Origin of the sequence: Chryseobacterium sp. BLS98 (assembly GCF_001045445.1) — a bacterium.
Lineage (GTDB): Bacteria > Bacteroidota > Bacteroidia > Flavobacteriales > Weeksellaceae > Chryseobacterium.
In genome coordinates this window covers 807,885-830,470 of record NZ_LFNF01000001.1, presented here as the reverse complement: position 1 = coordinate 830,470, position 22,586 = coordinate 807,885, and the positions used below count along the sequence as shown (strand labels likewise).

Here is a 22,586-nt window from a genome sequence, read left to right as displayed (position 1 = left end):
TTTAAATCTTCCTGAAGGGCTGCATCAAATATAATATTAGCGCAATTAATGTACAATTTGTTAAGTATTAAAATGATGTATGGATGTTATCTGATCTTGTTTATTTAGGGATAAATTAAGATTAACGGAGGACTATTAAATTTAATTATTACTTTAAATTTTAAATTAAGAATATGAGAAAAGAAATACACAAAACATTGGTACTTCCCGTTTATTTCCTTATTAATATATACAGTGCACAGATTGGAATTGGGACAAGTAATCCACAAGGGATTCTACATGTAGATGGAGCAAAGGATAATCCGGCTTCGGGAACATTAACGCCAACACAAATTTCAAATGATGTTATTGTAAATAAAACAACGGGTTTTATTGGAGCTGGGGTTATGAATCCTCAGGTACAGCTGGATATCAGGTCAGCCGGAAGTGAAAACTCCCTTGGTTTAGGGACAACTACCATGTCGGCAGCAACAGCAGGCGCCGGGGCTACACGATACGATGTTAATAGTGTACCGGTAGGACCTAAAATAGAAGTTTCTGATGGTGTAGCATGGAACAAAGCTTATATCGCTCCTCAAAAAGCAGTGGTTGTTCTTCGTAAAGTTTCAAGCCAGTCAATACCAACAGCTACGGCTACAACTATTACTAACTGGAGCGAAGTACGTGACATGAGTAACAGTTTCGATCCCACTTCCGGTGAATTCACAGCCCCACGGGACGGAACCTATACTTTTTTATTAACCTTTAATTTTAACGGTGCAGTTATTAGCGACGGTTCCAGAGTTGAATCACAGTTTTATAATCCCACTACAAGCACAGTTCTTGCCAGTGTATACAAAACTTTCGGGCAGTCTATGACAGGTACAGCTGATGATGCCAACTCTACACGTTCAACGCAGGCTGGCGGATCAAGTACCGTTACCCTTACTCTGACTGCAGGGACTAAGGTAAGTGCGAGACTCTATCAAAATCTCACCACAGGATCTATTCCGCTTAGGGTTACCAGTAATGCTTCCGATCCTGCCAATCCGGATGACGGATTTAATAATTTAACCATAATAGAACATTAAGATATACATCATGAAAAAGCAAATCGGTATAAGTTATAAACTATTCGCCTGTATTTTATTTTTTTCTGCCATTAAAACAACTGCACAAGTAGGATTTTTTACTTCAACTCCCTCGCAGCCTTTACATATAGATGCGGGAAAAGATAATGGCTCTGCCCCTGATGCAACAAAAATATCTAACGATGTTGTTATTTCATCAGAAGGGCAGATAGGTGTTGGGCTTTTAAATCCAGTTACTAAAGTCGACCTGCGTTCTTCAAGCGACCAGAGAATTATTGGTTTAGGCACTAATACACAGAGTCCTGCCGCAGCAGGTGGAGGAGCAATACGCTATAATGCAGGTGGATTTTTAGAATATTCTGATGGGGAACAGTGGATAGCACTGCCTCTGGCCGCTCCGACCAAAGCATTGGTGAATGCCAGCAAATCCTCTGCACAAAGCATTGCAAGTGCTACTACAACAGTTATTACAGGCTGGACGGAAACCGTTGATTTAGGCGCCGGCGCCGGTGGAGACTTCGATCCTGCAACCGGAATATTTAAAGCTCCGCGTGATGGCTTCTATCTGGTTTCTTTTAATATTACCCTGGCTAATGGAAATATACCCAAAAACACATTCATAGAAACTGCAATAGAAAGTAGCCAAAGCACTAATAACATTCCTGTGTTCAAAACTGTAAATTCTTACCCTGCTTTTCAGGCCGGTGCAGTAAGTAATTTTATAGGAGGTAATTGTAATGCTATTTTCAATCTTAAAAAAGACGATACCATACAATTTAGTGTGAGACATAATATAGGAAGTGCCCGAAATACCCTAAATGACGGTAAATTAAATAACTTAAGCATCAGTGAACTGTAAAAAATATATGATGATGGGACCAAAAAATAAAATAAAAAGATTGATCAGTGCCTTTATTGTTTTGCCAATTGCAGTAACGCAAATAAACGCCCAGATAGGAATAGGAGTGCCCAATCCAAGCAATCCTGTCGAAATAAAAACAGATGCCGGTAATGTTATCATTAATAATTCCGGGAGAATAGGGGTAATGACAGCTAATCCAAAAGTGGCCCTCGATTTACGGGGTGGTACAAATAATGGGACTATAGCCATTGGGAATACTACAAAAACAGCTTCTCAGGCTGGTGCCGGTGCGCTACGGTATGTGAACAGCCCTGCCATTGGTGTAAAGGGGTATTTAGAATTTTCCGACGGTACAAACTGGGTAAGCTTTTTCCCTAAAGGAAAGCCGCGTATTATAGTCATGGCAAGTAAAACCACTCAGGATACCTATCTATTTGAAAGTGCAACCCCTTCGGAAATAGGCCCTAAATCCGGTATTGTCCAGAGAAGATCTTCTTATTTAACCAATTGGACAGAAAAATTAGACTCTGATTCGGGTGTTCCAACTTCCAACTTCAATCCTGCTACAGGTGAATTTGTAGCACCACGTGACGGTGTGTATTTTGCAACTTTTACTTTTGCATTACAGTCCAGCCAGGTAAATACCGGCTCCAATAATCAGACAGAAGCAATCTGGGAAGTAAGAAATTCGGCAGGCACCATCACCCAGAGGGTAAAAACAAATAACGGATATTCTTCTGATACCGGGGGAAGCCCCAATGCCGTACCGGTAGGTTCAGCCTGTACTGTGAGTGTCTATTTAAATAAAGGCGATAAATTAAGACCTTTTACCTGGATTACAGTAGCATTTGATGGTACAATCAGTCAGTTTGATGTTTCAGGAGGTGGAGTTTACAATGCGCTTACAATTGTAGAACAGTAAAACCATTAAAACAATTTAATTCCTACTTTTAAAGCATTAGTTTGAAGTTGGGAAACCGACTATAAAAAAGAACCCGGCACAAAGCCGGGCTCTTTAGTAAAGATAATAAATTGGTTAAGGATGCTCGTTTCGGGCTTTTATAACAAGATTGACAAGATCAGAACCGCCACTTGCAAAATTCTCACTTGGATTATGGGCACTTTGGGTAGCAACGGCATATGGAGCTCCATCCCAGTAACCCCAGAACGGACCGCCGCTTTGTCCGGGCCAGATATCTGCCTTGTGGCTCATGCTTTCGTTATCATCAGCGCTCCAGAAATCTCCGTCCAGGGCAATACCGGTTTGATACGTTGGCCTTTGCGTTCCTGTAAGGTCTCCGGGATAGCCGGCATGCGTCCAGTAAGCCCCGCCATCCCATGAATCGGAATAGGACTTTGCTCCCAGCCAGCCTGTACTGTTTCCAATAGCTCTGTCCAGAACAATGACCACATAATCATACTGTATTTCTGTAGAATCAATGGTAGGGCCGGCTACTTTGTATTTATAATAGGTCAGTGTTCCCCAGGCACTTCCGTATGGAGCGCTTCCATTATAATACATAGGTGTAAATTTCAACCAGCCGGTGGTGTTATTAGCCTGCCAGTCTACGATATGGGCACAGGTAAGAAGATGTCTCGGACCGATCATCACTCCGCTTCCTGAGCCTAACGCGCTTTCCACTCTCCCTACACATCGCCATGGATAGGCTGTAGAATTGTATACTTTTCTCTGATCGGGACCGAATATAGTTTTTACCCCTTCTGTGGTTAAAAAAGATTCTCTGTCAATAAATTTCGGTTTGCGGTCTTTTTTGGATTCCAGTTTAGGCTGATATTCAAAGTCTGAATGGGTAGGATAGAAGTGATCGGTTTCGAAGACTTTTCCTTCTGCTGCTTTTTCATTGGCAGGCATTCCGATCGATTTCATCCCTTTTGGGAAAGACCGTCCGTCAATGGTTTCCATGGTGGGTCCCTGGTTGGTTAGTTTTTCGGCACTGGCCGGTTTTTCAGTTGATTTTGCTTTAACGGTTTTAAGTCTTGACACCTCTTCCGCTGTCATTGGTTGGTTACTTTCAGTTTTAGACATGATGATTTAGTTTTTTGTTAATTTTTCCTACTCTTTGGATAGCTTTTCGGATTCCGCCGGTATTTTTATGAAAATATCTTTTGCGAAAATTCTGCGGGGATGCTTTCTGTCTGGTTGATTTGTGCAGCACCCATTGCTGCCAGGGCTATGGCAATTTGTTTGTCGAGTGTTTTTCTCACAATATTACCATTGGTTGCCCGTAATATTTTACATAAATGATAAGTGAAATATCCCCTGATTTGCCCGCTCATATTTCCTTCCATGGATACCTGATTGTCTTTAGAAGCGGCCCATAGCGTATGATTCATTCCAGTAACCGGGACTAAGGCTTTGGTCATGGTAATTGCTTTTTTTGAATTTTCGGATGACCGCATTTCGCTTGCATAGGTCATGTAAAATTCATCTTCAAGCATAGGAGGAATGAAGCGCGGGGCTTCGTAAGAAAGTTCCATGTCAAGGCCGAGATCCATTTTTCTGGTTCCCGTTCCTGAATGACAGCAGTCGAAGATAACTTCCAGATTTACACCGGATTTCAGTTTGCTGAGAACCGTTTTGAAATCATCATCCCGGATCACCCCGGCACTTGCATAATCGTGAGGACAAATAGCTTCATCCATACCGTCAATTTCCAGATCTGTTCCGATATTGGCTACCCTCGTTCCATGTCCTGAATAATAAAAGACAAGAGAGTCTCCTTTTACACTGCTGCTAACCAATGATTTCAGGTAATTTAATATATTGGCCCTGGTGGCATTCTGATTGGTGAGAATTTTAATCTTTGCAGGGTCAAAACCGCATATTACCAATGTGTTAGCCATATCCCGTGCATCGTTGATGCATCCGTTGAGGTCCGGTCCGCCTGATCCGATAGGGGCATAGTCATTGATGCCTACGATGAGTGCTTTTTTCATTTTATTAGTTTTTTGAAATGCTCCCTACTCTGTTTGGGCTTTTCGGGTTCCGCCTTCATGGGTTATTGTACAGGACAAAATTCCGTCATTTAAGAGAGTAAAAACAGAGGTAAATGACTGATTATGAGGAAGGGAAAACCCCTTTTTTGAGACCTTTGTGCTTGGCAACCCTTATGGGCGATGAGTTTTTAACCACGGATTGCACAGATTGCACAAATGATCGTGGATATTGGCACATGAAGTAGCCGGATAGGAGACCTTGCCTAATGGAATCAATGAAATTGATTTTCTTTGCTCTCCTTATGCTATACAGTATTAAAATTGGAATTTGTGTAAAAAACAGGCATCTTTTTACAACCAGATGCTCCAATTCAGGGAAAAATAAAAAATCCGGTAAATTGTAAAATTTACCGGATAAATATTGGGCTATAAATGTTTGTTTAAAGGAAAAACAGGATCAACAAAGATCATGCTTTAAGGCAAAAAGGACAAGTCCGGCTCTGTTCTTTATTTCCAGTTTTGTGAAAACGGAATCCCTGTAACCGTCAATGGTTTTGGGACTGAGGAACATCTTATCCGCAATTTCTTTGTAAGTAAGTTCGCTGCAGGCCCATTTGATGAATTCTTTTTCCCGGTCTTTTAATTCGGAAAGAAGGGAAGCGTTTCTGATGTCTTCTGATTTTACCTTCAACAGTTTCTGGGCGACAAAATCTGTATAAAAACTGCCTTTATCAAATACGGTATCTATTGCCTGAAAGAGAATTGAGGGCTGCATATCTTTCAGCAAATACCCTTTGGCTCCGGCTTTCAGCATTTTGATCAGTATTTTTTCATCATCTTCCATGGTCAGGGCAATGACTTTTATATCAGGATGATGCTCGCTTAGCCATTCTGTGGTTTCTATACCGTTTTTATAAGGCATATTGATGTCCATCAACACCACGGCCGGCAATTCTGAAGTGTTCTCTATTGCAGTTATAAAGTCTTCGCCGTTGGGATGATTCATAATGACACTGTACTGCGGGTTTTCCATGATCATGTTCTCCAGTGCCTTGGACATCAGAGTGTGATCATCAACGATAGCTATGGGAATAGTTTTCATGGTATATGTTTATAATAGGTTATTGAGGTTTGTGTTCCTTTAGTAAGTTCCGACTGTATGGAAAATTCAGCATGAATTAGTTTTGCCCGGAGTTCCATATTCTTCAACCCCGAACCGTCCTGTATTTTGGAGGTATCAAAACCTTTTCCGTTATCCGAAATGTAAATTCGTAAAATTTCAGGGTCGTCTTCCAGCCTTATGGATACATTTTTGGCTCTGGAATGCTTTAAAATATTATTAATACTTTCCTGAATAATACGGAAGAGGATCAGTCCATGTTTGGGTGAAATATCAATATCCTGTTTCTGGGTGACGAAATCTATTTTTAATAATTTTAATTTCCGGATCCTTTTCACTTCTCTTTCTATGGATTCTGTCAGCCCGAAATGGATAATCTGCTCCGTGATCAGTGTTTTCGATAAATTCCTGATATCCTGGATACACTCGCCTAAAAGTTCACTTAATTCATTTAATTCTTCCTTTTCTGCGTTTTTCAGTTTGGAAACCAGCTGATTTTGCCGCAGACGGACCACTGAGAGTTTTTGCCCCACATCATCATGCAGTTCCTGACCAATATAATTCAGCGTCTGTTCCTTTATTTCTACCTGTGAAGTAGCCAGCTCTTTTTCGAACCGCATGTCTTTTTCTTTTTGTGCTATCAGAAGGCTTGTTTTCTTTTTGATAAAGACCACATAGATGAAGATCATCATTAAAACGACAATAAGTAGGGTAATGGTAAAGGTAATAACCAAATTATTTTCTTCCATACTTCAAAAAGATACTTATCTAAGTCTGTCCTGCTTTGTTCCGGATCAATCCAAATAGGAGTATTCCGTTACTGATAAGATTCAACATAAATAAAATGAAAAAATAAATATGTTCTGAAACGGTAGTCCTGAAATACAGGATAGGAATACTCCCTATAAAAAGAATCAGCAATGAAACCGAAATCCAAAAGGGAAGGTAATTGTTGAGTTCCAGTATTTTATCGGAATTAAAGGTCTGATATAAAAATAAAATAATGGAAAACATTAACAAGAGGATGTTGATATACAGCATATTAAAAGAAAAATGATGCAGAAGGTCATCCTCTATATAAAACATCACAACAATATTGCCTACAAAAAGAATCAGTAAAAAAAGCTGTAATTTTTTAAGAACGGGCCAATACAGCAGCTGAAAATAATACAGCAGGTACATGCAGAATACGATCACTAAAAAGCCAATTACATAAAACATTTCGGTAGATCGGTGGGTAGCCTTAAAATAGAAATAGCAAAAAGTATCAATCATAGAGAATACGATATATCCTGCAATAAAAAACAGGTTCTCTTTCCCGATTTTCCTGTATTTGATGACCATTAAAGTGATCACCAAAAGGGATATCACCATAGATATTTGTTTCCCTATTTCTATGTTCCAGTTCATGACTTTTATTTTTATGGCATATCGGCTGTAGAAACTTTTGGCGGAGGTGCCAGATTGGTCATGTTCAGAACTTCCATGTCCGTCAGATTTTTATTTTCATCCGTTGAAATAATGGCTCTGGACTTTACATTGGGACTTTCATTTTTTAGATTTTGAGCAGTTGGCACCAGAAATATAGTCTGATAGCCTGCGTATTCAGGTTTCGCCATTTTGTTTCTGGGATGATTCATCGGGTATTTTCCCATATAAATGCGGATTCCAGGGTTTTTCAGGTGCTGTTTTTTTGCCGTTTCCTTTACATAATGAATATAACCCTCCAGATCTTCCACAGAAAACCAGTACCAACGTGAATCCGGTTCTCCGTTTCGGTATTTGGTAAGAATTGCATTATTGGTTCTGGAGTATTCATCATACAGTATTCTGCCTTCACGGTAGCTGATCAATTTCTTTTTGTAACTGTCACTTACAGGTTCCTTAGGAGGTTCGGAGCAACGGGTGCAACTTAACGCGCAAAAGCTTACAATAAGTATAACAAAAAGTGAACTTAAGTTTTTGATTGAAAAGAGAGTCTTCATTTTTATGGTTTTTAATTTTAAAACAAAATTAGGTAACTGCTCAACTCTGCAAAAGGGGGAAAACACTGTTTTTTACTTAATAAATTTACGACTTTTTAATTTGATTTTCAGGGATATGTACATTTATTGATCAATTTCCGTTTGTTATTATCCTTAAGGTTAAATTTCTAGATCCATAATTAATTTTATGGCTACTTTCTGAATAAATTTTGTAATGAACTAAATGTTTAGTTATTCTAAAAAGGAAAGGATTGATGCATAAATTTTATCCACAGTAAATCAATTAATTACAAAAATATTTTCACTTTTTTTCAAATCTCCACGCAAGATTTCCCAAAAACCGGATTTTATAAATGAGTACTCAATACAATTAATGTTTAATGTTAAAAAAATAATGAAATGAAGAATTTAATAGTACTTAAAGTTATCACTGCCGTTTTGGTTGTTTCAATCCTCCTTTCCCTGTTCTCATGTATGAATGAGGACAGGATAGAAGTACCACCTGTAAAGCTGGAAGATGTTAATGGCAATTACAAAGCAAGGCTGATTACGGTACAGGGAGAGCTCAAAGCAGAGAAGATTGTTGACTTTAAAATAAAAAAAGATACATTGACATTTCCTGAGTTTCCCTTGAAAGAAATTGTAACGGCAGTAGTAAAAGATCCCTTAAAAGTGCAGAATGCCCTGGCAGCAATGGGAAAAGTAAAATATAACCTCAACTATGGTTCTGTATTAAATGCAGATAAAAACTGGGTAGAGCTCACTTTTACACCCAAAGATCTTGAACTTCAGATCCCCGTAGACGGAGTCAGTAAAAAAACAGTTGTGACATTGGTGGCAAAACAGAAAGGCTACTTTGCAGGATTGGATCACACATTGAGATTTGCTCTGGCAGCAGAAAAAATTACTGTAAACGGGACGGAGCTTAGCCCTTTTGAGCCTATTTACTACAATTTCCCATATTGCATAAAAACAAATTAATATTCATATAATATAAACAATAGATTGTGGTTTGCCGGATGCAGTCTATTTTTGCTGTAAAATTTTAATCGGTATCCAAACCGGATCTTAATCATACATGGAAGAAAACAAGGAGCAGATTTTGATAAGACGCCTTCTCACGAAGGAAGAGGCTGCCTGGAAAGAACTTTTCGGAAACTATTCCGGAAACCTTGCCGGAGTCTGTTCCCGTTATCTTTCAGGTAAGGATGATGTTCATGATGTTCTTCAGAACAGCTTTATCAAAATGTTTCGCTCTATAGAAACATTTGAGTACAGAGGCAATGGTTCATTGAAGGCATGGATGATCCGGATTACCGTAAACGAAGCTTTAAAGCATATAAGACAGCATTCCGGCAATACAACAACGGATGATCTCGCAGAATACCCCGATATTCCCAATGATGAAGAACCTGATCTTGAGGAGATTCCTCAGGCAGCAATTATGAAAATGATCCGGTCCCTTCCGGATGGGTACAGAACTGTATTTAACCTGTTTGTATTTGAGAAAAAAAGCCATAAAGAAATTGCAGGACTTTTAGGAATAGCAGAAAACTCTTCCGCTTCCCAGTTTCATAGGGCAAAAGGACTGTTGGTCCAGAAAATTAAAGAATTTAAAATGTCAAAAAAAGCACAATATGAATAATCAGTGGCTGAATGACCTGCACAGGAAAATGGAAGACCACGAAGAGGATGTTCCGGATGGGCTGTGGGATGATATTAAAGATGAACTTTTTTCCGGAGAAGAAGACAAAGGACTTGTCGGAGGTGTTTTGTTGGAAAATGATGACAAAAAAGAAGACAAAACGATTCCTGTCGGTAAAACAAATACTTTGCTGTACCGTATTGGCGGAATTGCAGCAGCTATTGCCCTATTGTTCTTTACAGGAAAATTTTTGCTGGAAACAAACACAGATAAAACAGGACCTCAAATATCAAAACGTGTTGAAAACGCAGATAATTTTAAGCAAATCGATACAAAACGGGCAGAACAAGTAAAAACAGATACAGGCGATCCAATCAATACTGTACCAGGTGAGAAATACAGCAGCCAGGGACAGCAGCCAGCGGGTAAGATGAACATTCATAGTATTTTAGATCATGTATTGGGCAAAAAAATAACAGATATTCATGGAATAATACCGGTATCAGGAGAAAAAGAAAATGGGGAAGACCTTTTAGCCAAAAAAGAATCTCCTGTTTCCGGCCTTCCTCCAGTCGATGAAAACCCGGCTCTGAAAAATGAGCAAACTGCCGGCGAAACTTTTAATAATAACGAGAAACTCCCAGAAAGGTTTGCCGCTAATGATAAGCCTAAAGCCCCTGCCCATAAATCAAAGAAATGGATGCTGAGCATGCTTACAGGCAATGTTTCTTCAAATTCCTCTGAGAAATTCCCGGGCTACACGTCCATCAGCGGAGCCCCTATGGCTTTTAGCGATATGTGGATCTCAGGGACAGATCCGGATCCGCTTACAGAGGTTCTTCTGGCTAACCAAAGTAAAGAAGTGGAAGCCAGAATAAGACATAAGATTCCGGTTACATTTGGACTGTCTGTATATTATAACCTTGGGAAAAGATGGGGAATCGGAACGGGTGTGAATTATACAAAACTTATGTCTGGACTTCACTCGGGAAGCAATTCAAACTACATAAAAGGAGATCAGAGCGTTCATTATATAGGGATTCCGGTACAGGTCAATTATAATGTGATTCAGAAAGGACGTTTTACAGGATACGTTACCGGAGGTGTACTGGTCGAAAAAGCAGTTGCAGGAAAGCTTAAAACCCAGTATATCGTAGATAATGAGGTACAGGATACCCAGGAAGAACGGCTTGATATAAAACCTGTACAGGTTTCCGTGAATTCAGCAGTAGGATTACAGGTGAAGATTATCGATAAGATCGGTATATATGCAGAACCCGGGATTGGCTACCATTTCAAGAATGACAGCCAGCTTAATACCATTTACAAAGAAAAACCTTTAAACTTCAATATGAAATTCGGGATCAGGCTTTTACTGGACTGATGCCTCTAAATACATCAACCATTAAATATTTACATATGAAACCAAAACTGATTTTTTTGGCTTTCCTTTTCATGGCCCTAATGAATATGAAAGCACAGTGCAATCCCACCATCACAAGTCCGAGACTGGGCCTGAAATATCCTGATAAAGTTCTGTTCTGTAATACGGAAACAGAAGTACTTTCAACACAGGCATTCGGAACTTACCAGTGGTATAAGCAAGAATGGACTTGGCAAACACCAAATAACAATCCCTGGACTGCAATTCCCGGGGCAACCTCGCAAACCCTTACCATCAATGGAAATGATGACCAGCTTTATTATTTTAAAGTAGCGGTTACACAGGGCGACTGTACAGCGGAAAGCCCTGCAATAATGGCAGACGGATTTGCCTATGCTCTTCCTGCAATGATCAGCACAATGGCCCCCGGAACCTTTGAGGTGGTAGGAGCGGGAGAGCTTAATGTATGTACAGGAGCTTCTGTAAAATTCGATGATGCTTTTCCTGATCTGTACGGAAACCATGTCTGGTACAGATGCATTCCCAGCAGTCCGCCGCCTTCTCCGGGAGATCCCTGCGTCATCAATGGGGTAACGGGAGATAGTTATGTGGCAACGGAATCGGGAGAATACGGATTTTATGCATGTACGGAATATTGCCCGGATCAGTGTGAGTTTTTAGGAACCGGAAACTTTGTAAAAGTGAATTTCGGGAGCTGGGAATTCTGCAGTCTGGGAACTGGCGAAGTGAAGCGAAAAGAAAATAGCCTTAAAGTGTACCCAAATCCTACGGCACAGTTCCTGTATATCGGAAAAGAATCCGATAAAATGTATAAAGAGATTTCCATTCTGGATATGTCAGGGAAAATAGTCCTGCAAAAGAAAGATCACCGGTTTAATGAGGCTATCGATGTAAGCAGGCTAGTACCCGGCAATTATATTATTCTTTCCAAAGATTCAGACGGAAAAACTTATAAGAATAAATTCATCAAAAAATAAATGGTATATAGATTCCTTAATTAGTTTTTTTTAATCAATGGTAAGCCGGTATGGAGATAATCTGTACCGGTTTGTCTTTTTTAAGAATAATTTCTTTTAAAACTTATTTTCAAACGGGAAACTATCCATATAAAAGTTGATTTTTTGAAATAATATATTATTTATTTTTACAAAAAACACCAATCATGTTAGTTAAAATTTATGGCAGTGCAATCCATGGGGTTGCTGCGCAAACCATTACCATAGAAGTCAATGTAGATACCGGTGGAGTAGGGTATCATCTTGTTGGGCTTCCCGATAATGCCATCAAAGAAAGCAGCTACAGAATTTCTGCTGCATTGAAGAACGTAGGATACAAAATCCCGGGTAAGAAAATTACAATCAATATGGCGCCTGCAGATCTCCGGAAAGAAGGGGCGGCCTATGATCTCTCTATTGCTGTAGGTATTCTTGCCGCATCAGACCAGATCCTTGCTGAAAATATTCATGACTATATCATTATGGGTGAGCTTTCTCTTGACGGAAGCCTCCAGCCGATAAAAGGAGTGCTGCCAATAGCCATTCAGGCGAGGGAAGAGGGTTTCAAAGGAATCATACTTCCTAAGCAGAATACCCGGGAGGCTGCAATTGTGGACAATCTGGAAGTTTACGGAGTAGAAAATATTAAAGAAGTCATTGATTTCTTTAATGAAGGAAAGCCTCTCGAAAGAATAATACTCGACACCCGAAAAGAATTTCAGGAAAAGATGAATGATTTCCCGTTTGATTTCTCAGAAGTTAAAGGCCAGGAAACAGCAAAAAGAGCAATGGAAATAGCAGCTGCCGGCGGTCACAATATCATTCTGATCGGTCCTCCCGGAAGCGGAAAAACGATGCTTGCCAAAAGAGTACCCGGTATTCTTCCTCCTTTGACATTAAAGGAAGCTTTGGAAACAACAAAAATACATTCTGTAGCCGGTAAAATGGGTGCAGAAACTTCTCTTATGACCGTCCGGCCTTTCCGTTCGCCGCATCATACCATTTCAGACGTTGCATTGGTAGGAGGCGGAAGCTATCCCCAGCCGGGAGAGATCTCGCTTGCCCACAACGGAGTTTTGTTCCTGGATGAGATGCCGGAGTTTAAAAGAACGGTTCTTGAAGTGATGAGGCAGCCTCTCGAAGACCGGGAAGTAACGATTTCCAGAGCCAGATTTACTGTAAACTATCCTGCAAGCTTTATGTTGGTAGCTTCTATGAACCCGAGCCCAAGTGGTTTTTTTCCGGACGACCCTGGAAATACCTCATCCGTTTACGAAATGCAGCGGTATATGAACAAGCTTTCCGGGCCTTTATTAGACAGAATTGATATCCATATTGAGGTACAGAAAGTAGAATTTGAGCAGTTGGCAGAGAAAAGAAAAGGAGAAAAAAGCTCAGACATAAGAGAACGTGTTCTGAAGGCACGCAGTATTCAGAATGAACGGTATAAAGATCTTAATATCAGTTATAATGCTCAGATAGGGCCTAAAGAAATTGAAGCATTTTGCAGTTTAGACGAGGTTTCCCTGCAGCTTATTAAAATGGCTATGGAGAGACTGAATCTTTCAGCAAGAGCTTACGACCGTATTCTGAAAGTGGCCAGAACAGCAGCAGATCTGGAAGGTACAGAAAATATATTATCTCATCATATTTCAGAAGCCATACAGTACAGAAGTCTGGACCGGGAGTTTTGGAATGTATAATAGATACTAAGTTCCTGAAATAAATCTAACTCCTGAAAAGGGCTGTAATTCATTTGATAGTTCCTGTCATTTTCAAAATGACCCGTTTTTTTACTATAAGGAATAGTAATTCTTTAGTCTTAATTTGATAAAGTATAATCAGTTTTTGCTCATGTGAAATATTATGTTAAATTTGATTACCAAATTTTTAAAAATATTGCATTATGAAAGAAAAATTCACCAACACTACTTAGTCATTTACATTTTGAATGAGGATAGTATAGAAACTAAAGTATTCTTAGCTATTTAACTTGTACTAGACGTATTAAATATGTCTGGAAGGCTGCGCAATGCAGATCATTTGATCTTTTATATCATCAAACAAAACAAAGACTAATATGCCAAATACAATACCGACACCAGTGGGGCAGCCTGCTAGTGTATCTGTTCTTTTACCCGCTGAAGACAGAGAAAAACTTCTTAATAATTTTAATGAAACAAATTGGGACTATCCCAAGGAAGAAACACTCGTTTCTCTTTTCAAAAAGCAGGTGATACTTCATCCGGAAAATACTGCTGCTGTTTATCAGGATAAGCAAATAAGTTATCGGGAGCTTGATCAGAAAAGCAATCAGCTTGCCAATATCCTGCTGAAAAAAGGAATAAAAGAAGGAATGTTTGTTCCGGTATGGCTGGATCGTTCGTTAGAGTGGCTTATTGCCATCCTTGGAATTTTGAAAACCGGTGCTGCTTATGTTCCTGTAGATCCTGCTTATCCGGTAAAACGTGTAGAATATATCCTGGCAGACACCTCAGCAGGAATTATTATTACCGATACTGTGCATGGAAGTTTATTGACGGTTGGGTCTGAAATATTTTACCTGGACCATAAAGAAAGCCTGGAATATCTGCCTATTGAACTGCCTGATATTACTTTACATCAGAATGCATCGGCTTATACCATCTACACATCCGGCTCAACAGGAAATCCCAAAGGTGTTATGATTTCTCATCATAGCATCCAGCACCTGGCGATCTGGCACAACCAGTATTTTCATGTTGATCATACCTCGCGGCTTACCCTTGTTGCCGGGCTTGCATTTGATATCTCCGTATGGGAGACCTGGTCAGCACTTACTGCCGGTGCTGTTATTTTTATAGCAGACAATGAAGACAGGGTGGAGGCATCAGCACTTGTAAAATTTTACCGAAAAAACAGAATTACCCATGGATTTGCACCTTCTGTTCTTGTGCCGTCTGTTGTTGAAGAAACCCGAAAATATAATGATTTAGATCTTAAGTACCTTTTTACAGGAGGAGAAAAGCTCAAGCCTGTGCTTACCAGCGAATTGAGTTATGAATTGATTGATTATTACGGTCCTACCGAATGTACAGTCTATGCTACTTTCAAAAAAGTTAAAGATATGAATGGACAATACATTTCTTCAATAGGGAGACCAATAGCCAATGCACAGGCTTACATCTTAGGGGAAAACAGCGAATTATTGCCCTTAGGAGCCGTGGGAGAGTTATATATAGGAGGAACTCTTTTAGCTAAAGGCTATCTTAACAATGAAGAGCTTACAGCTTCGAAATTTGTTCAAAATCCATTCAGAGGAAATGAAAGACTGTACCGCACAGGTGATCTTGCCCGTTGGAAATCTGATGGAGATATTGAATTTTTAGGGCGAATAGACAATCAGGTGAAAATTAGAGGTTTTCGGGTGGAATTGGGAGAAATTGAACGTAGTCTTACCCGTTTGGAAGGGATACAGGAAGCTGCTGTAATTACAAAAGATCATGGAAGCAATAAATATATTGTTGCTTTCATCTTGCTGAAATCCGGAGAAAAAGCAGACACAGCTTGGGTAAGGCAACAGTTGAAAGAAGAGCTTCCGGGCTATATGATTCCTGCTCAGATTATAATCATTGATAAAATACCACTTACTCCTAATGGAAAAACGGACACTCTTTTGTTAAAGGAACTTGCAGATAAAGAAGCAAGAGAGCTTATTTCTACAGAACCACCCACCAATGAGACCGAAAGGATTATAGCAGATATCTGGGCTGAAGAACTGGAGCGTCCGGTAATTAATATCACAGATAATTTTTTTGATATTGGGGGGAACTCTCTGCTTGTTGCTATCATTGCAACTGCCTTGAATTCGAGGTTGGAAACCAAAGTCTATATGCGGGATATTTACCAGTTTCCGGTCCTCAAACAGCTTTCCAATGAACTGATCATTAGGGCCCAAGAAGCCAGGGAAGCCGTTCCTGAAGAAGATGTAGAACCTTACGTAGCTCTTCAGCAGGATGTTTATCTGGCTCCGGGAACCGTTTTCGCGGGAGGTTTCGATCCAAAACAATTGAAAAATCCTAAAAACATATTTCTGACAGGAGTTACCGGATTTGTCGGAATCCATTTACTTCAGGAGCTTTTAGATACTACATCTGCAGATATCTACTGTCTCGTAAGAGCTCAGGACGAATTTCATGCCGTAGAGAAAATAGATCGCTGCTATAAACAGTACCATATTGATAGAAAAGAAGAGCAGAAACCTAGAATTATTCCGGTAATAGGAGATTTATCGCTTCCATTATTGGGCTTTTCAGAAGAGAAATTCAAAAAACTTGCAGCAATGCTGGACCTTATTTATCATTCGGGAAGCTCAGTTAATTTTATAGAGCCTTATTCCTACATGAAAGCACCGAATGTGGAGGGCTTAAGAGAAATTATAAAGCTTGCCGGTGCCGAAAGGACCAAATGTCTTGCTCTGTTATCTACCATTTCTGTTTACAGTTGGGGTCATGTTTTCACAGGGAAAACCGTCATGCTGGAAAGTGATGATATTGCCCAGAATCTGATGTCTGTAAACAAGGATATCGGGTATGTAAGAAGTAAATGGGTGATGGAAGCGGTGGCTGATCTTGCCGCTAAAGAGGGCCTTCCGTTAATTACTTACCGTCTTGGCTATGCCATGTGCCATAGTCAGACAGGCGCCAGTGCTCCTTATCAATGGTGGTCAGGGCTTGTAAAAAACTGTGTTGAGTTTAAATCTTACCCCTTGCTTACTGAATTAAGAGAGGGACTGATCACGGTAGACTATATGACCAAAGCAATGTCTCATATCACAAAAAATAAAGATGCTATTGGTAAAAAATTCAACCTGATTGCGAAACCGGAAACCAACCTTACCCTTGAAGATTTTTTTATGCTTCTGAAGAAATACTATCCGCTTACTCTTGAGGGGCTTCCTTACAAAGAGTGGAGAAAACAGTGGGAAGATGATAGTAAAAACCGTCTTTATCCATTAACAAGTTTGTTTAAGGATAATATGCATGAAGGGCTTTCTACAGTGGAGCTGTATCAGAATACATATGTCTGGGACTGTTCGAATGTCATTCAGTTTCTGGAGGGATCTGGTATTGAGGAGCCGGTTTTTGATAAAAAAATACTGGATGCTTATTTGAAATATCTGGGAATTTCAACCTCATAACTTAAATTAATGAGTATAAGGTCGGAAAGTTTATTTCCGGCCTTTTTATATTAAAAATAATACGTCGAGTTTTGTCGCAATGCGGGATGATATTTACATTATAAGAACAGTGTTTAAAATTAACCTTTAATAATTAATGAAATGTCAACAAAAAATGAACAAACAAATTCTTCGGCTGTTTTTGCCACTAATAATTTTACCGCAAACTCTTATGATGTTACAGATTTTGGGACTTTAGGAACATCTGATGACAGTGTTGTTTTTCAGAATGCAATTGATCATGTAAAAACGAATGGCGGCGGACAAATCAATATTCCTTCAGGAACATATTATGCTAATATAATTCTTGACTCAAACATATTTTTGAATGGAGCCGGACCCAATACCACCATTTTAAAATCTGTTTCCGGAAGTCATCTGGATGTAATTCAGGGGAGAGATTTTGCTTTACTTACAGGTACGCCAAAAGCAGATCCGGAAATAAGAGGAGTGAGATATGCAGGGGTAAGCAATCTTTCTATAGATGGTAACAAACAGAATAATAATGCAGGCTTTGGAATGAGAATATGGGGATGTTCTCTATATGTCAATAACATTGTCGTTGCGAATTGTAAAGAAGACGGAATATACACTGAATTTACAACTCACGATTACCCTTTAAATGATTTTTCTACAACATATGATGCGCTGGAAAGTAATTTCAATCATATTAAGACCGTTGCAAATAATGGGAATGGCTGGACATATAAAGGACCACATGATTCTGAGATTAATGACTATGTATCATTTCGGAATGGAGGATGGGCATTATATCAGGAAAAAGGATCATTAAATGGTGTACACTGGAATTCCTGGCTTAATTCAAATAGTTTTTATTTCGGTGATGTGGTAAAACTGGATAATATCGTTGCTAGCGGAGAAACAGGAACGGGGATTGAATTTTATCAAGCTGTAAGCAGCTGTTCAATCACAAATTTAACACTTGGAGGGCATAACACCGGAATTATACTAAGGGGAGAACGACATAAAATTTCAGGATATGCAGGAACCATAAAAGATGTAGCAATTATTAATGATAATGCAGGTATGTGCAATATTGAATTAATCATGTATGATATTAAAAATATTTATCAGCAAATAAACAATGGAAGTCATAATGTTTACAAAATTCAGGCAAGATTAAAATCAGGTCAGAATATAGGAAAAAATCAAGATTGGGTTCCGCATATTACAGAGCATACAGAAATTATGGTATATAATGAAGGTTCAGCAAGCTATACAACAATTTTTAGAATACCCAACGATAAACTTTGGAAAAACGGATGGCAGCCTGAATTACCGGATAGCAATTCGACAATTATTTGTGCGGACTCATTTGCATCAACGATTGAGACAGGAGTTGTTAAAAAAGCAATAAATCAGAATAACTCTTCTGCAACAACTGTTACTGAATTGGTTTCAGATTTTAATACATTATTACTAAACCTGAAAAATGCAGGTATGATGTAAACTATTGTCTCAGAACTCTAAATAAAAGAGTTCTGAGTTTAATTAAACTCCCTTTTTCCCACTCAAAATCATTTCAATCATTTTAATCTTCCTGTTTTCCCTGGTTTCAGATTTCTTTGCTTCTTCGATCCAGCGGATGTATTCTTTTCTGTGAGTATAGCTCATGGCATCAAACAGTTTTTTGGCATCGGGATTTTCATTGAAAACAAGAGCAATATCATCAGCAATATCAACGGTTCTTTCCTCTTTATCTTCAGTAAGTCTTACTGAAACTTCGTCACCAAAAGTCTTTCCCAACTGCTTCCGAATATCCTGGGTTAAACCTAAAATATGACAGTCAGATTTCATTTTGGCAAGACTTCCACGATATTCTATCTTATCATCAAATGTTGCTTTAACTTTGACCTGTCCTTTTTTGCCGAACAATTCTTCCGTAGAAAAAGGGAATTCTACAAAAGCGGCGTTCATGGATCCGTTTTGCTTTATAATTCCGGTAAATTCTATTTTCTGTTTCATGATAAAGATTTTAAGTCAAAAATAAAAAAACCGTGAATGTAAATTCACGGTTTTAAAATATATCAAAAAAGATTATTTTACTTTTTTTGCTTTTTTAGGCATTTGGGTAGTCCCTGAATTTTTAGACTTCGTATCAGGAGGTGTGTTTTCTCCTCTTACAAGCTTTAATTCGTCGATCAGCCTTCTTGCTCCAGCATATTTGTCGATTGTCCAAAGAACAAAACGTACATCTACGTTAATTGTTTTCTGCCAGTCCTGTTCAAATACGATATCACCGCTTAATGCTTCGCTGTTTCCGTCGAATGCAATACCGATAAGGTTTCCATCTCCATCAATTACAGGAGAACCGGAGTTACCACCCGTAATGTCATTGTTGGAAAGGAAGTTTACCGGCATATATCCTGCAGCATCAGCGTATTGGCCGAAATCTTTAAGGTTATAAAGATCGATCACTCTTTGAGGAAGGTCGAATTCTTCATCTCCTTTCTTGTATTTTCCTACAAGACCGGTCATATCCGTATAATAATTGTCAGTAACTCCGAAGTAGTTTCTGTCATTTCTTACAGGAAGTTTATCTACTGTTCCGTAAGTTAATCTCATGGTAGAGTTAGCATCCGGATAGAATTTTTTCTCAGGCATCGCTTTCATTAATCCGGCCAGGAATAAACGGTTGTTCTTGTTAAAGTTATCATCAACTTTAGAATACTTTTCCGTTATCATTTTCTGATCGGCAACGATTCCGTTGGCAATTTTCCAAAGCGGATCCGCATCAAGTTTCAATGCATCCGGATTCAATAAGAAGTTCGTAGCAGAAGTCTTATTGGCGAAAATTGAAGAATAAGCTACATTAGAAAGAGTCTTGGAGTCTAATCCTAAAATAGTAGCAGATGCCACTTCCTTATTCGTTACTCTGGATTGGTAAAGACCAGCCATAGAAGCAAGCATTTCTCCTTCCAGGGCCGGATTGAAGTTTTCATAAGCTGCTTTGATTGCCGCTTCAGTTTTGGCCTTCATTGCCAACCTTCCCTGCATATCCTGTGCAGAATAGGCTTTAAGAACAGACCCTACCTGTAGGGCAAGAGTAATATATTTTGCATTTCTGGAGAACTGTGAAGCATAGTTTCTTTCAACATTTCTGTCAGAAACCTGCTTGTAATAAGCTCCGATATCTTCTAAAACACCGTCATATTCTGAATTTCCTGGTAATGCGGTCCATTTTCTGTAGGTATCCTCGATCTTTTGTTTGTCAGAGATCGTTCCGTTTTTATCTACCGCATCAATCGTTCCCTGTCTGTTTTTCCAGTAGTTTGCTACAGAAGCATATTGAGAAGCATAATTAAGCTGAGTTGCTTTATCCTTGTTCATATACTTTTTCATAACATCCATAGCCAGTTTGGAAGCCTCTACCCAAGCCGGATAGTCTTTGTTAACCATCTGCTGGATTCCGTAAGAAGTAAGGTAACGGTTTGTTCTTCCAGGGTATCCTAAGATCATAGAAAAATCTCCAGGTTTGATTCCTTTAAGAGAAACCGGAAGGAAGTGCTTAGGCTTCAATGGAACGTTGCTTGGAGCATATTCCGCAGGGTTTCCTGCTGCATCAGCATATACTCTGAATACGGTGAAATCAGCAGTATGTCTTGGCCATTCCCAGTTATCGGTATCACCTCCGAATTTACCCAAAGATGAAGGTGGTGCTCCTACCAATCTGATGTCCTTATAATCTTGATATACAAAATAGTAAAATTCATTTCCGTTGAAGAAATCTTTTACCACTACCGTATATTTTCCGTTTTCAGAGTTTTCAGTCTGGATGGCTTTTGTTTCAGCATCAATGACTGCTTTTCTCTCTGCTCCGGTCATATTGTTATTAAGCTTGGAATTGATTCTCTGCGTAGCATCATCCATTCTTACCAAAAATCTTACATAAAGATCCTTTGCATTGAATTCGTCCTTCTGCTTCATAGCCCAGAATCCGTTTTTCAGGTAATCTTTTTCCGGAGTGGAAGCGGCAGCTACAGCACCGTAACCACAGTGGTGGTTCGTGAAGATAAGTCCTTTGTCAGAAACAATTTCTCCTGTACAGAAGCCTCCAAAGCTTACAATAGCATCCTTTAAGCTTGAATTGTTTACCGAATAAATTTCTTCAGGTGTCAAATGCAGTCCTTCTTTTTGCATATCGACCCCGTTAAGTCTTTTGATGAGCATTAACAGCCACATCCCCTCATCCGCCCTCATCTGGGCAAAGCCCAATAAGAAAGTGAACAGTAGAAATAGTCTTTTCATTTTATAAAATAATTTTTGTGTCGCTAATTTACTAATTTTTACGATATTCTATCCCGGAATGGTATGAAAATGGAAGGATACCCCACATGAAAAAAATACTTGTAGCATTTTTTGCAGTTTTATTTTTTGGGGCGGCAGTAAGCTGCTCTGCTGTTCCTGAAAAAAATCCCGCTCTTCAGAGACAGTGGATGCTCGTTTCTTTTGATAAATTTTCTAAAGAGAAATTGGTCAGAAATAAGGCAGAAATCAACCTCACAGGCGTAATGGAAAAAGGAAAAATAAAGGGATCTGCCCATATGGGATGCAACAGCATGTTTTTTACTTCCGAATTTAAAAACGGAGGAAAAGTAATAATTTCAGGAGTAGGAAGTACATTGAAAGCCTGCCAGAATATGGACCTGGAAACAGCTTTCAGCCAGAAATTTGATAAAATGACCCATTATTCCATAGAGGGACATTTCCTTACCTTATCTGATGATAATGGAAATTCTATGAAATTTGTAGCAGCAGACTGGGATTAAGGGTCTGATTTAAGCTAAACTGAAATTCAAGTATCTAAAACCATTGAGCCTGAAAATATAAAAAGTCCGCGCTGGAGCGGACTTTTTGCTTGAAATCTGGTTATGTTATCAGTTTTTTGGAATGGTTTTCTTTATTTCTTCCAAGGTTGCCGTGTTGGGCAGGCCTAAGACATTGCTATTTGTGTTCCTAGAATTCGCTGTATTGGTTCGGGATACCTGCCTGTTGGGGATAGAAGCTTTTATTTCAGCAATTGTTGCTGTATTGGGCAGTAATTTTCCTGAAGAATTATTTGAGCTGGAGTTCTGAGCTTTTGTGTCCTGTTTTTTTACCTCAAGTCCCTGTTCTGATGCCAGAGTGGTTACAGCCTGTTTTTTAGGGGCATTTTCCTGAAGATCTTTTGCCTGTTGAGCTTCCCGTTCTCTGAGCTGCTTCACAACCTGTGCCTGATCATCAGATTCCTGAGCTTTCTTGTTTTGCTGAGCATAAGCAGACGCGCCTAATGCTAAAAATGCAATGATATATAGTGATTTCATGATA

Annotated in this window: 20 protein-coding genes; 11 read left to right on the top strand and 9 right to left on the bottom strand. The window is 39.2% G+C overall.

Going from position 1 to position 22,586, the window contains the following annotated elements; genetic code table 11:
- The first annotated feature begins 173 nt into the window (after positions 1-173).
- From ACM40_RS03695 to ACM40_RS03685, 3 genes are read left to right on the top strand one after another with little or no spacing between them, the layout of a single operon-like run.
- Complete coding sequence (locus ACM40_RS03695; protein ID WP_048501451.1) at positions 174-1,070, top strand: hypothetical protein; 897 nt, start codon at positions 174-176, stop codon at positions 1,068-1,070.
- 10 nt (positions 1,071-1,080) lie between these two features.
- Complete coding sequence (locus ACM40_RS03690) at positions 1,081-1,929, top strand: hypothetical protein (protein ID WP_048501450.1); 849 nt, start codon at positions 1,081-1,083, stop codon at positions 1,927-1,929.
- Positions 1,930-1,936: 7 nt separating this feature from the next.
- The gene (locus tag ACM40_RS03685) at positions 1,937-2,854 is read left to right on the top strand and encodes a hypothetical protein (protein WP_228376129.1); all 918 of its coding nucleotides are present in this window, start codon (positions 1,937-1,939) and stop codon (positions 2,852-2,854) included.
- Positions 2,855-2,968: 114 nt separating this feature from the next.
- Here the strand turns inward: ACM40_RS03685 and ACM40_RS03680 are convergent, their stop codons facing one another.
- The 6 genes from ACM40_RS03680 to ACM40_RS03655 all read right to left on the bottom strand — a co-directional run bounded on the left by ACM40_RS03680 (position 2,969) and on the right by ACM40_RS03655 (position 7,995).
- Positions 2,969-3,979 carry a trypsin-like serine peptidase gene (locus tag ACM40_RS03680; RefSeq protein ID WP_048501449.1) on the bottom strand — a complete coding sequence of 337 codons (1,011 nt, stop codon included), beginning with the start codon at positions 3,977-3,979 and terminating at the stop codon, positions 2,969-2,971.
- Positions 3,980-4,044: 65 nt separating this feature from the next.
- Positions 4,045-4,890 (bottom strand): caspase domain-containing protein, encoded by an 846-nt coding sequence (locus tag ACM40_RS03675; protein ID WP_048501448.1) that lies wholly within the window; start codon positions 4,888-4,890, stop codon positions 4,045-4,047.
- A gap of 457 nt (positions 4,891-5,347) precedes the next feature.
- The gene (locus ACM40_RS03670; protein ID WP_048501447.1) at positions 5,348-5,992 is read right to left on the bottom strand and encodes a response regulator transcription factor; all 645 of its coding nucleotides are present in this window, start codon (positions 5,990-5,992) and stop codon (positions 5,348-5,350) included.
- The gene (locus ACM40_RS03665; protein WP_048501446.1) at positions 5,989-6,759 is read right to left on the bottom strand and encodes a sensor histidine kinase; all 771 of its coding nucleotides are present in this window, start codon (positions 6,757-6,759) and stop codon (positions 5,989-5,991) included. Before ACM40_RS03665 ends, ACM40_RS03670 begins: the two co-directional genes overlap by 4 nt.
- Before the next feature lie 19 nt (positions 6,760-6,778).
- Positions 6,779-7,420: a hypothetical protein gene (locus ACM40_RS03660; RefSeq protein ID WP_131705324.1), complete on the bottom strand. Its 642-nt coding sequence runs from the start codon at positions 7,418-7,420 to the stop codon at positions 6,779-6,781.
- 11 nt (positions 7,421-7,431) lie between these two features.
- On the bottom strand, positions 7,432-7,995 hold the full coding sequence (locus ACM40_RS03655; protein ID WP_048501444.1) for a hypothetical protein: 564 nt from the start codon (positions 7,993-7,995) through the stop codon (positions 7,432-7,434).
- Between the two features lie 399 nt (positions 7,996-8,394).
- Here ACM40_RS03655 and ACM40_RS03650 point away from each other — a divergent pair, with 399 nt between their 5' ends.
- From ACM40_RS03650 to ACM40_RS03620, 7 genes are all read left to right on the top strand, one after another.
- The gene (locus tag ACM40_RS03650; RefSeq protein ID WP_048501443.1) at positions 8,395-8,976 is read left to right on the top strand and encodes a DUF4840 domain-containing protein; all 582 of its coding nucleotides are present in this window, start codon (positions 8,395-8,397) and stop codon (positions 8,974-8,976) included.
- 97 nt (positions 8,977-9,073) lie between these two features.
- Positions 9,074-9,640: an RNA polymerase sigma factor gene (locus tag ACM40_RS03645; RefSeq protein WP_048501442.1), complete on the top strand. Its 567-nt coding sequence runs from the start codon at positions 9,074-9,076 to the stop codon at positions 9,638-9,640.
- Positions 9,633-11,024 carry an outer membrane beta-barrel protein gene (locus ACM40_RS03640; protein ID WP_048501441.1) on the top strand — a complete coding sequence of 464 codons (1,392 nt, stop codon included), beginning with the start codon at positions 9,633-9,635 and terminating at the stop codon, positions 11,022-11,024. The genes ACM40_RS03645 and ACM40_RS03640 overlap by 8 nt, the downstream gene beginning before the upstream one ends.
- 35 nt (positions 11,025-11,059) lie before the next feature.
- Complete coding sequence (locus ACM40_RS03635; RefSeq protein WP_048501723.1) at positions 11,060-12,022, top strand: T9SS type A sorting domain-containing protein; 963 nt, start codon at positions 11,060-11,062, stop codon at positions 12,020-12,022.
- Positions 12,023-12,207: 185 nt separating this feature from the next.
- A complete protein-coding gene (locus ACM40_RS03630; RefSeq protein ID WP_048501440.1) occupies positions 12,208-13,743 on the top strand; it encodes a YifB family Mg chelatase-like AAA ATPase in 1,536 nt (511 codons plus the stop codon).
- Between the two features lie 377 nt (positions 13,744-14,120).
- Complete coding sequence (locus ACM40_RS03625) at positions 14,121-17,219, top strand: amino acid adenylation domain-containing protein (protein ID WP_048501439.1); 3,099 nt, start codon at positions 14,121-14,123, stop codon at positions 17,217-17,219.
- Between the two features lie 141 nt (positions 17,220-17,360).
- Positions 17,361-18,728 (top strand): head fiber protein, encoded by a 1,368-nt coding sequence (locus ACM40_RS03620; RefSeq protein ID WP_048501438.1) that lies wholly within the window; start codon positions 17,361-17,363, stop codon positions 18,726-18,728.
- A 42-nt stretch (positions 18,729-18,770) separates the two neighbouring features.
- On the opposite strand, the gene ACM40_RS03615 is transcribed toward ACM40_RS03620, so the two are convergent.
- Both ACM40_RS03615 and ACM40_RS03610 read right to left on the bottom strand, forming a co-directional pair.
- Complete coding sequence (locus ACM40_RS03615; protein ID WP_048501437.1) at positions 18,771-19,244, bottom strand: YdeI/OmpD-associated family protein; 474 nt, start codon at positions 19,242-19,244, stop codon at positions 18,771-18,773.
- Between the two features lie 72 nt (positions 19,245-19,316).
- Positions 19,317-21,527, bottom strand: coding sequence for a S46 family peptidase (locus tag ACM40_RS03610; RefSeq protein WP_048501436.1), 2,211 nt, complete (start codon positions 21,525-21,527; stop codon positions 19,317-19,319).
- An 86-nt stretch (positions 21,528-21,613) separates the two neighbouring features.
- Here ACM40_RS03610 and ACM40_RS03605 point away from each other — a divergent pair, with 86 nt between their 5' ends.
- On the top strand, positions 21,614-22,048 hold the full coding sequence (locus ACM40_RS03605) for an META domain-containing protein (RefSeq protein WP_083996781.1): 435 nt from the start codon (positions 21,614-21,616) through the stop codon (positions 22,046-22,048).
- Between the two features lie 108 nt (positions 22,049-22,156).
- On the opposite strand, the gene ACM40_RS03600 is transcribed toward ACM40_RS03605, so the two are convergent.
- Positions 22,157-22,582 carry a hypothetical protein gene (locus ACM40_RS03600; protein ID WP_048501435.1) on the bottom strand — a complete coding sequence of 142 codons (426 nt, stop codon included), beginning with the start codon at positions 22,580-22,582 and terminating at the stop codon, positions 22,157-22,159.
- Between the last annotated feature and the right edge of the window lie 4 nt (positions 22,583-22,586).

Bases quoted from the DNA above. Each gene is read 5' to 3' on its own strand.
- ACM40_RS03695 (WP_048501451.1), top strand. From the start codon at position 174: ATGAGAAAAGAAATACACAAAACATTGGTACTTCCCGTTTATTTCCTT.
- ACM40_RS03690 (WP_048501450.1), top strand. From the start codon at position 1,081: ATGAAAAAGCAAATCGGTATAAGTTATAAACTATTCGCCTGTATTTTA.
- ACM40_RS03685 (WP_228376129.1), top strand. From the start codon at position 1,937: ATGATGATGGGACCAAAAAATAAAATAAAAAGATTGATCAGTGCCTTT.
- ACM40_RS03680 (WP_048501449.1), bottom strand. From the start codon at position 3,979: ATGTCTAAAACTGAAAGTAACCAACCAATGACAGCGGAAGAGGTGTCA.
- ACM40_RS03675 (WP_048501448.1), bottom strand. From the start codon at position 4,890: ATGAAAAAAGCACTCATCGTAGGCATCAATGACTATGCCCCTATCGGA.
- ACM40_RS03670 (WP_048501447.1), bottom strand. From the start codon at position 5,992: ATGAAAACTATTCCCATAGCTATCGTTGATGATCACACTCTGATGTCC.
- ACM40_RS03665 (WP_048501446.1), bottom strand. From the start codon at position 6,759: ATGGAAGAAAATAATTTGGTTATTACCTTTACCATTACCCTACTTATT.
- ACM40_RS03660 (WP_131705324.1), bottom strand. From the start codon at position 7,420: ATGAACTGGAACATAGAAATAGGGAAACAAATATCTATGGTGATATCC.
- ACM40_RS03655 (WP_048501444.1), bottom strand. From the start codon at position 7,995: ATGAAGACTCTCTTTTCAATCAAAAACTTAAGTTCACTTTTTGTTATA.
- ACM40_RS03650 (WP_048501443.1), top strand. From the start codon at position 8,395: ATGAAGAATTTAATAGTACTTAAAGTTATCACTGCCGTTTTGGTTGTT.
- ACM40_RS03645 (WP_048501442.1), top strand. From the start codon at position 9,074: ATGGAAGAAAACAAGGAGCAGATTTTGATAAGACGCCTTCTCACGAAG.
- ACM40_RS03640 (WP_048501441.1), top strand. From the start codon at position 9,633: ATGAATAATCAGTGGCTGAATGACCTGCACAGGAAAATGGAAGACCAC.
- ACM40_RS03635 (WP_048501723.1), top strand. From the start codon at position 11,060: ATGAAACCAAAACTGATTTTTTTGGCTTTCCTTTTCATGGCCCTAATG.
- ACM40_RS03630 (WP_048501440.1), top strand. From the start codon at position 12,208: ATGTTAGTTAAAATTTATGGCAGTGCAATCCATGGGGTTGCTGCGCAA.
- ACM40_RS03625 (WP_048501439.1), top strand. From the start codon at position 14,121: ATGCCAAATACAATACCGACACCAGTGGGGCAGCCTGCTAGTGTATCT.
- ACM40_RS03620 (WP_048501438.1), top strand. From the start codon at position 17,361: ATGTCAACAAAAAATGAACAAACAAATTCTTCGGCTGTTTTTGCCACT.
- ACM40_RS03615 (WP_048501437.1), bottom strand. From the start codon at position 19,244: ATGAAACAGAAAATAGAATTTACCGGAATTATAAAGCAAAACGGATCC.
- ACM40_RS03610 (WP_048501436.1), bottom strand. From the start codon at position 21,527: ATGAAAAGACTATTTCTACTGTTCACTTTCTTATTGGGCTTTGCCCAG.
- ACM40_RS03605 (WP_083996781.1), top strand. From the start codon at position 21,614: ATGAAAAAAATACTTGTAGCATTTTTTGCAGTTTTATTTTTTGGGGCG.
- ACM40_RS03600 (WP_048501435.1), bottom strand. From the start codon at position 22,582: ATGAAATCACTATATATCATTGCATTTTTAGCATTAGGCGCGTCTGCT.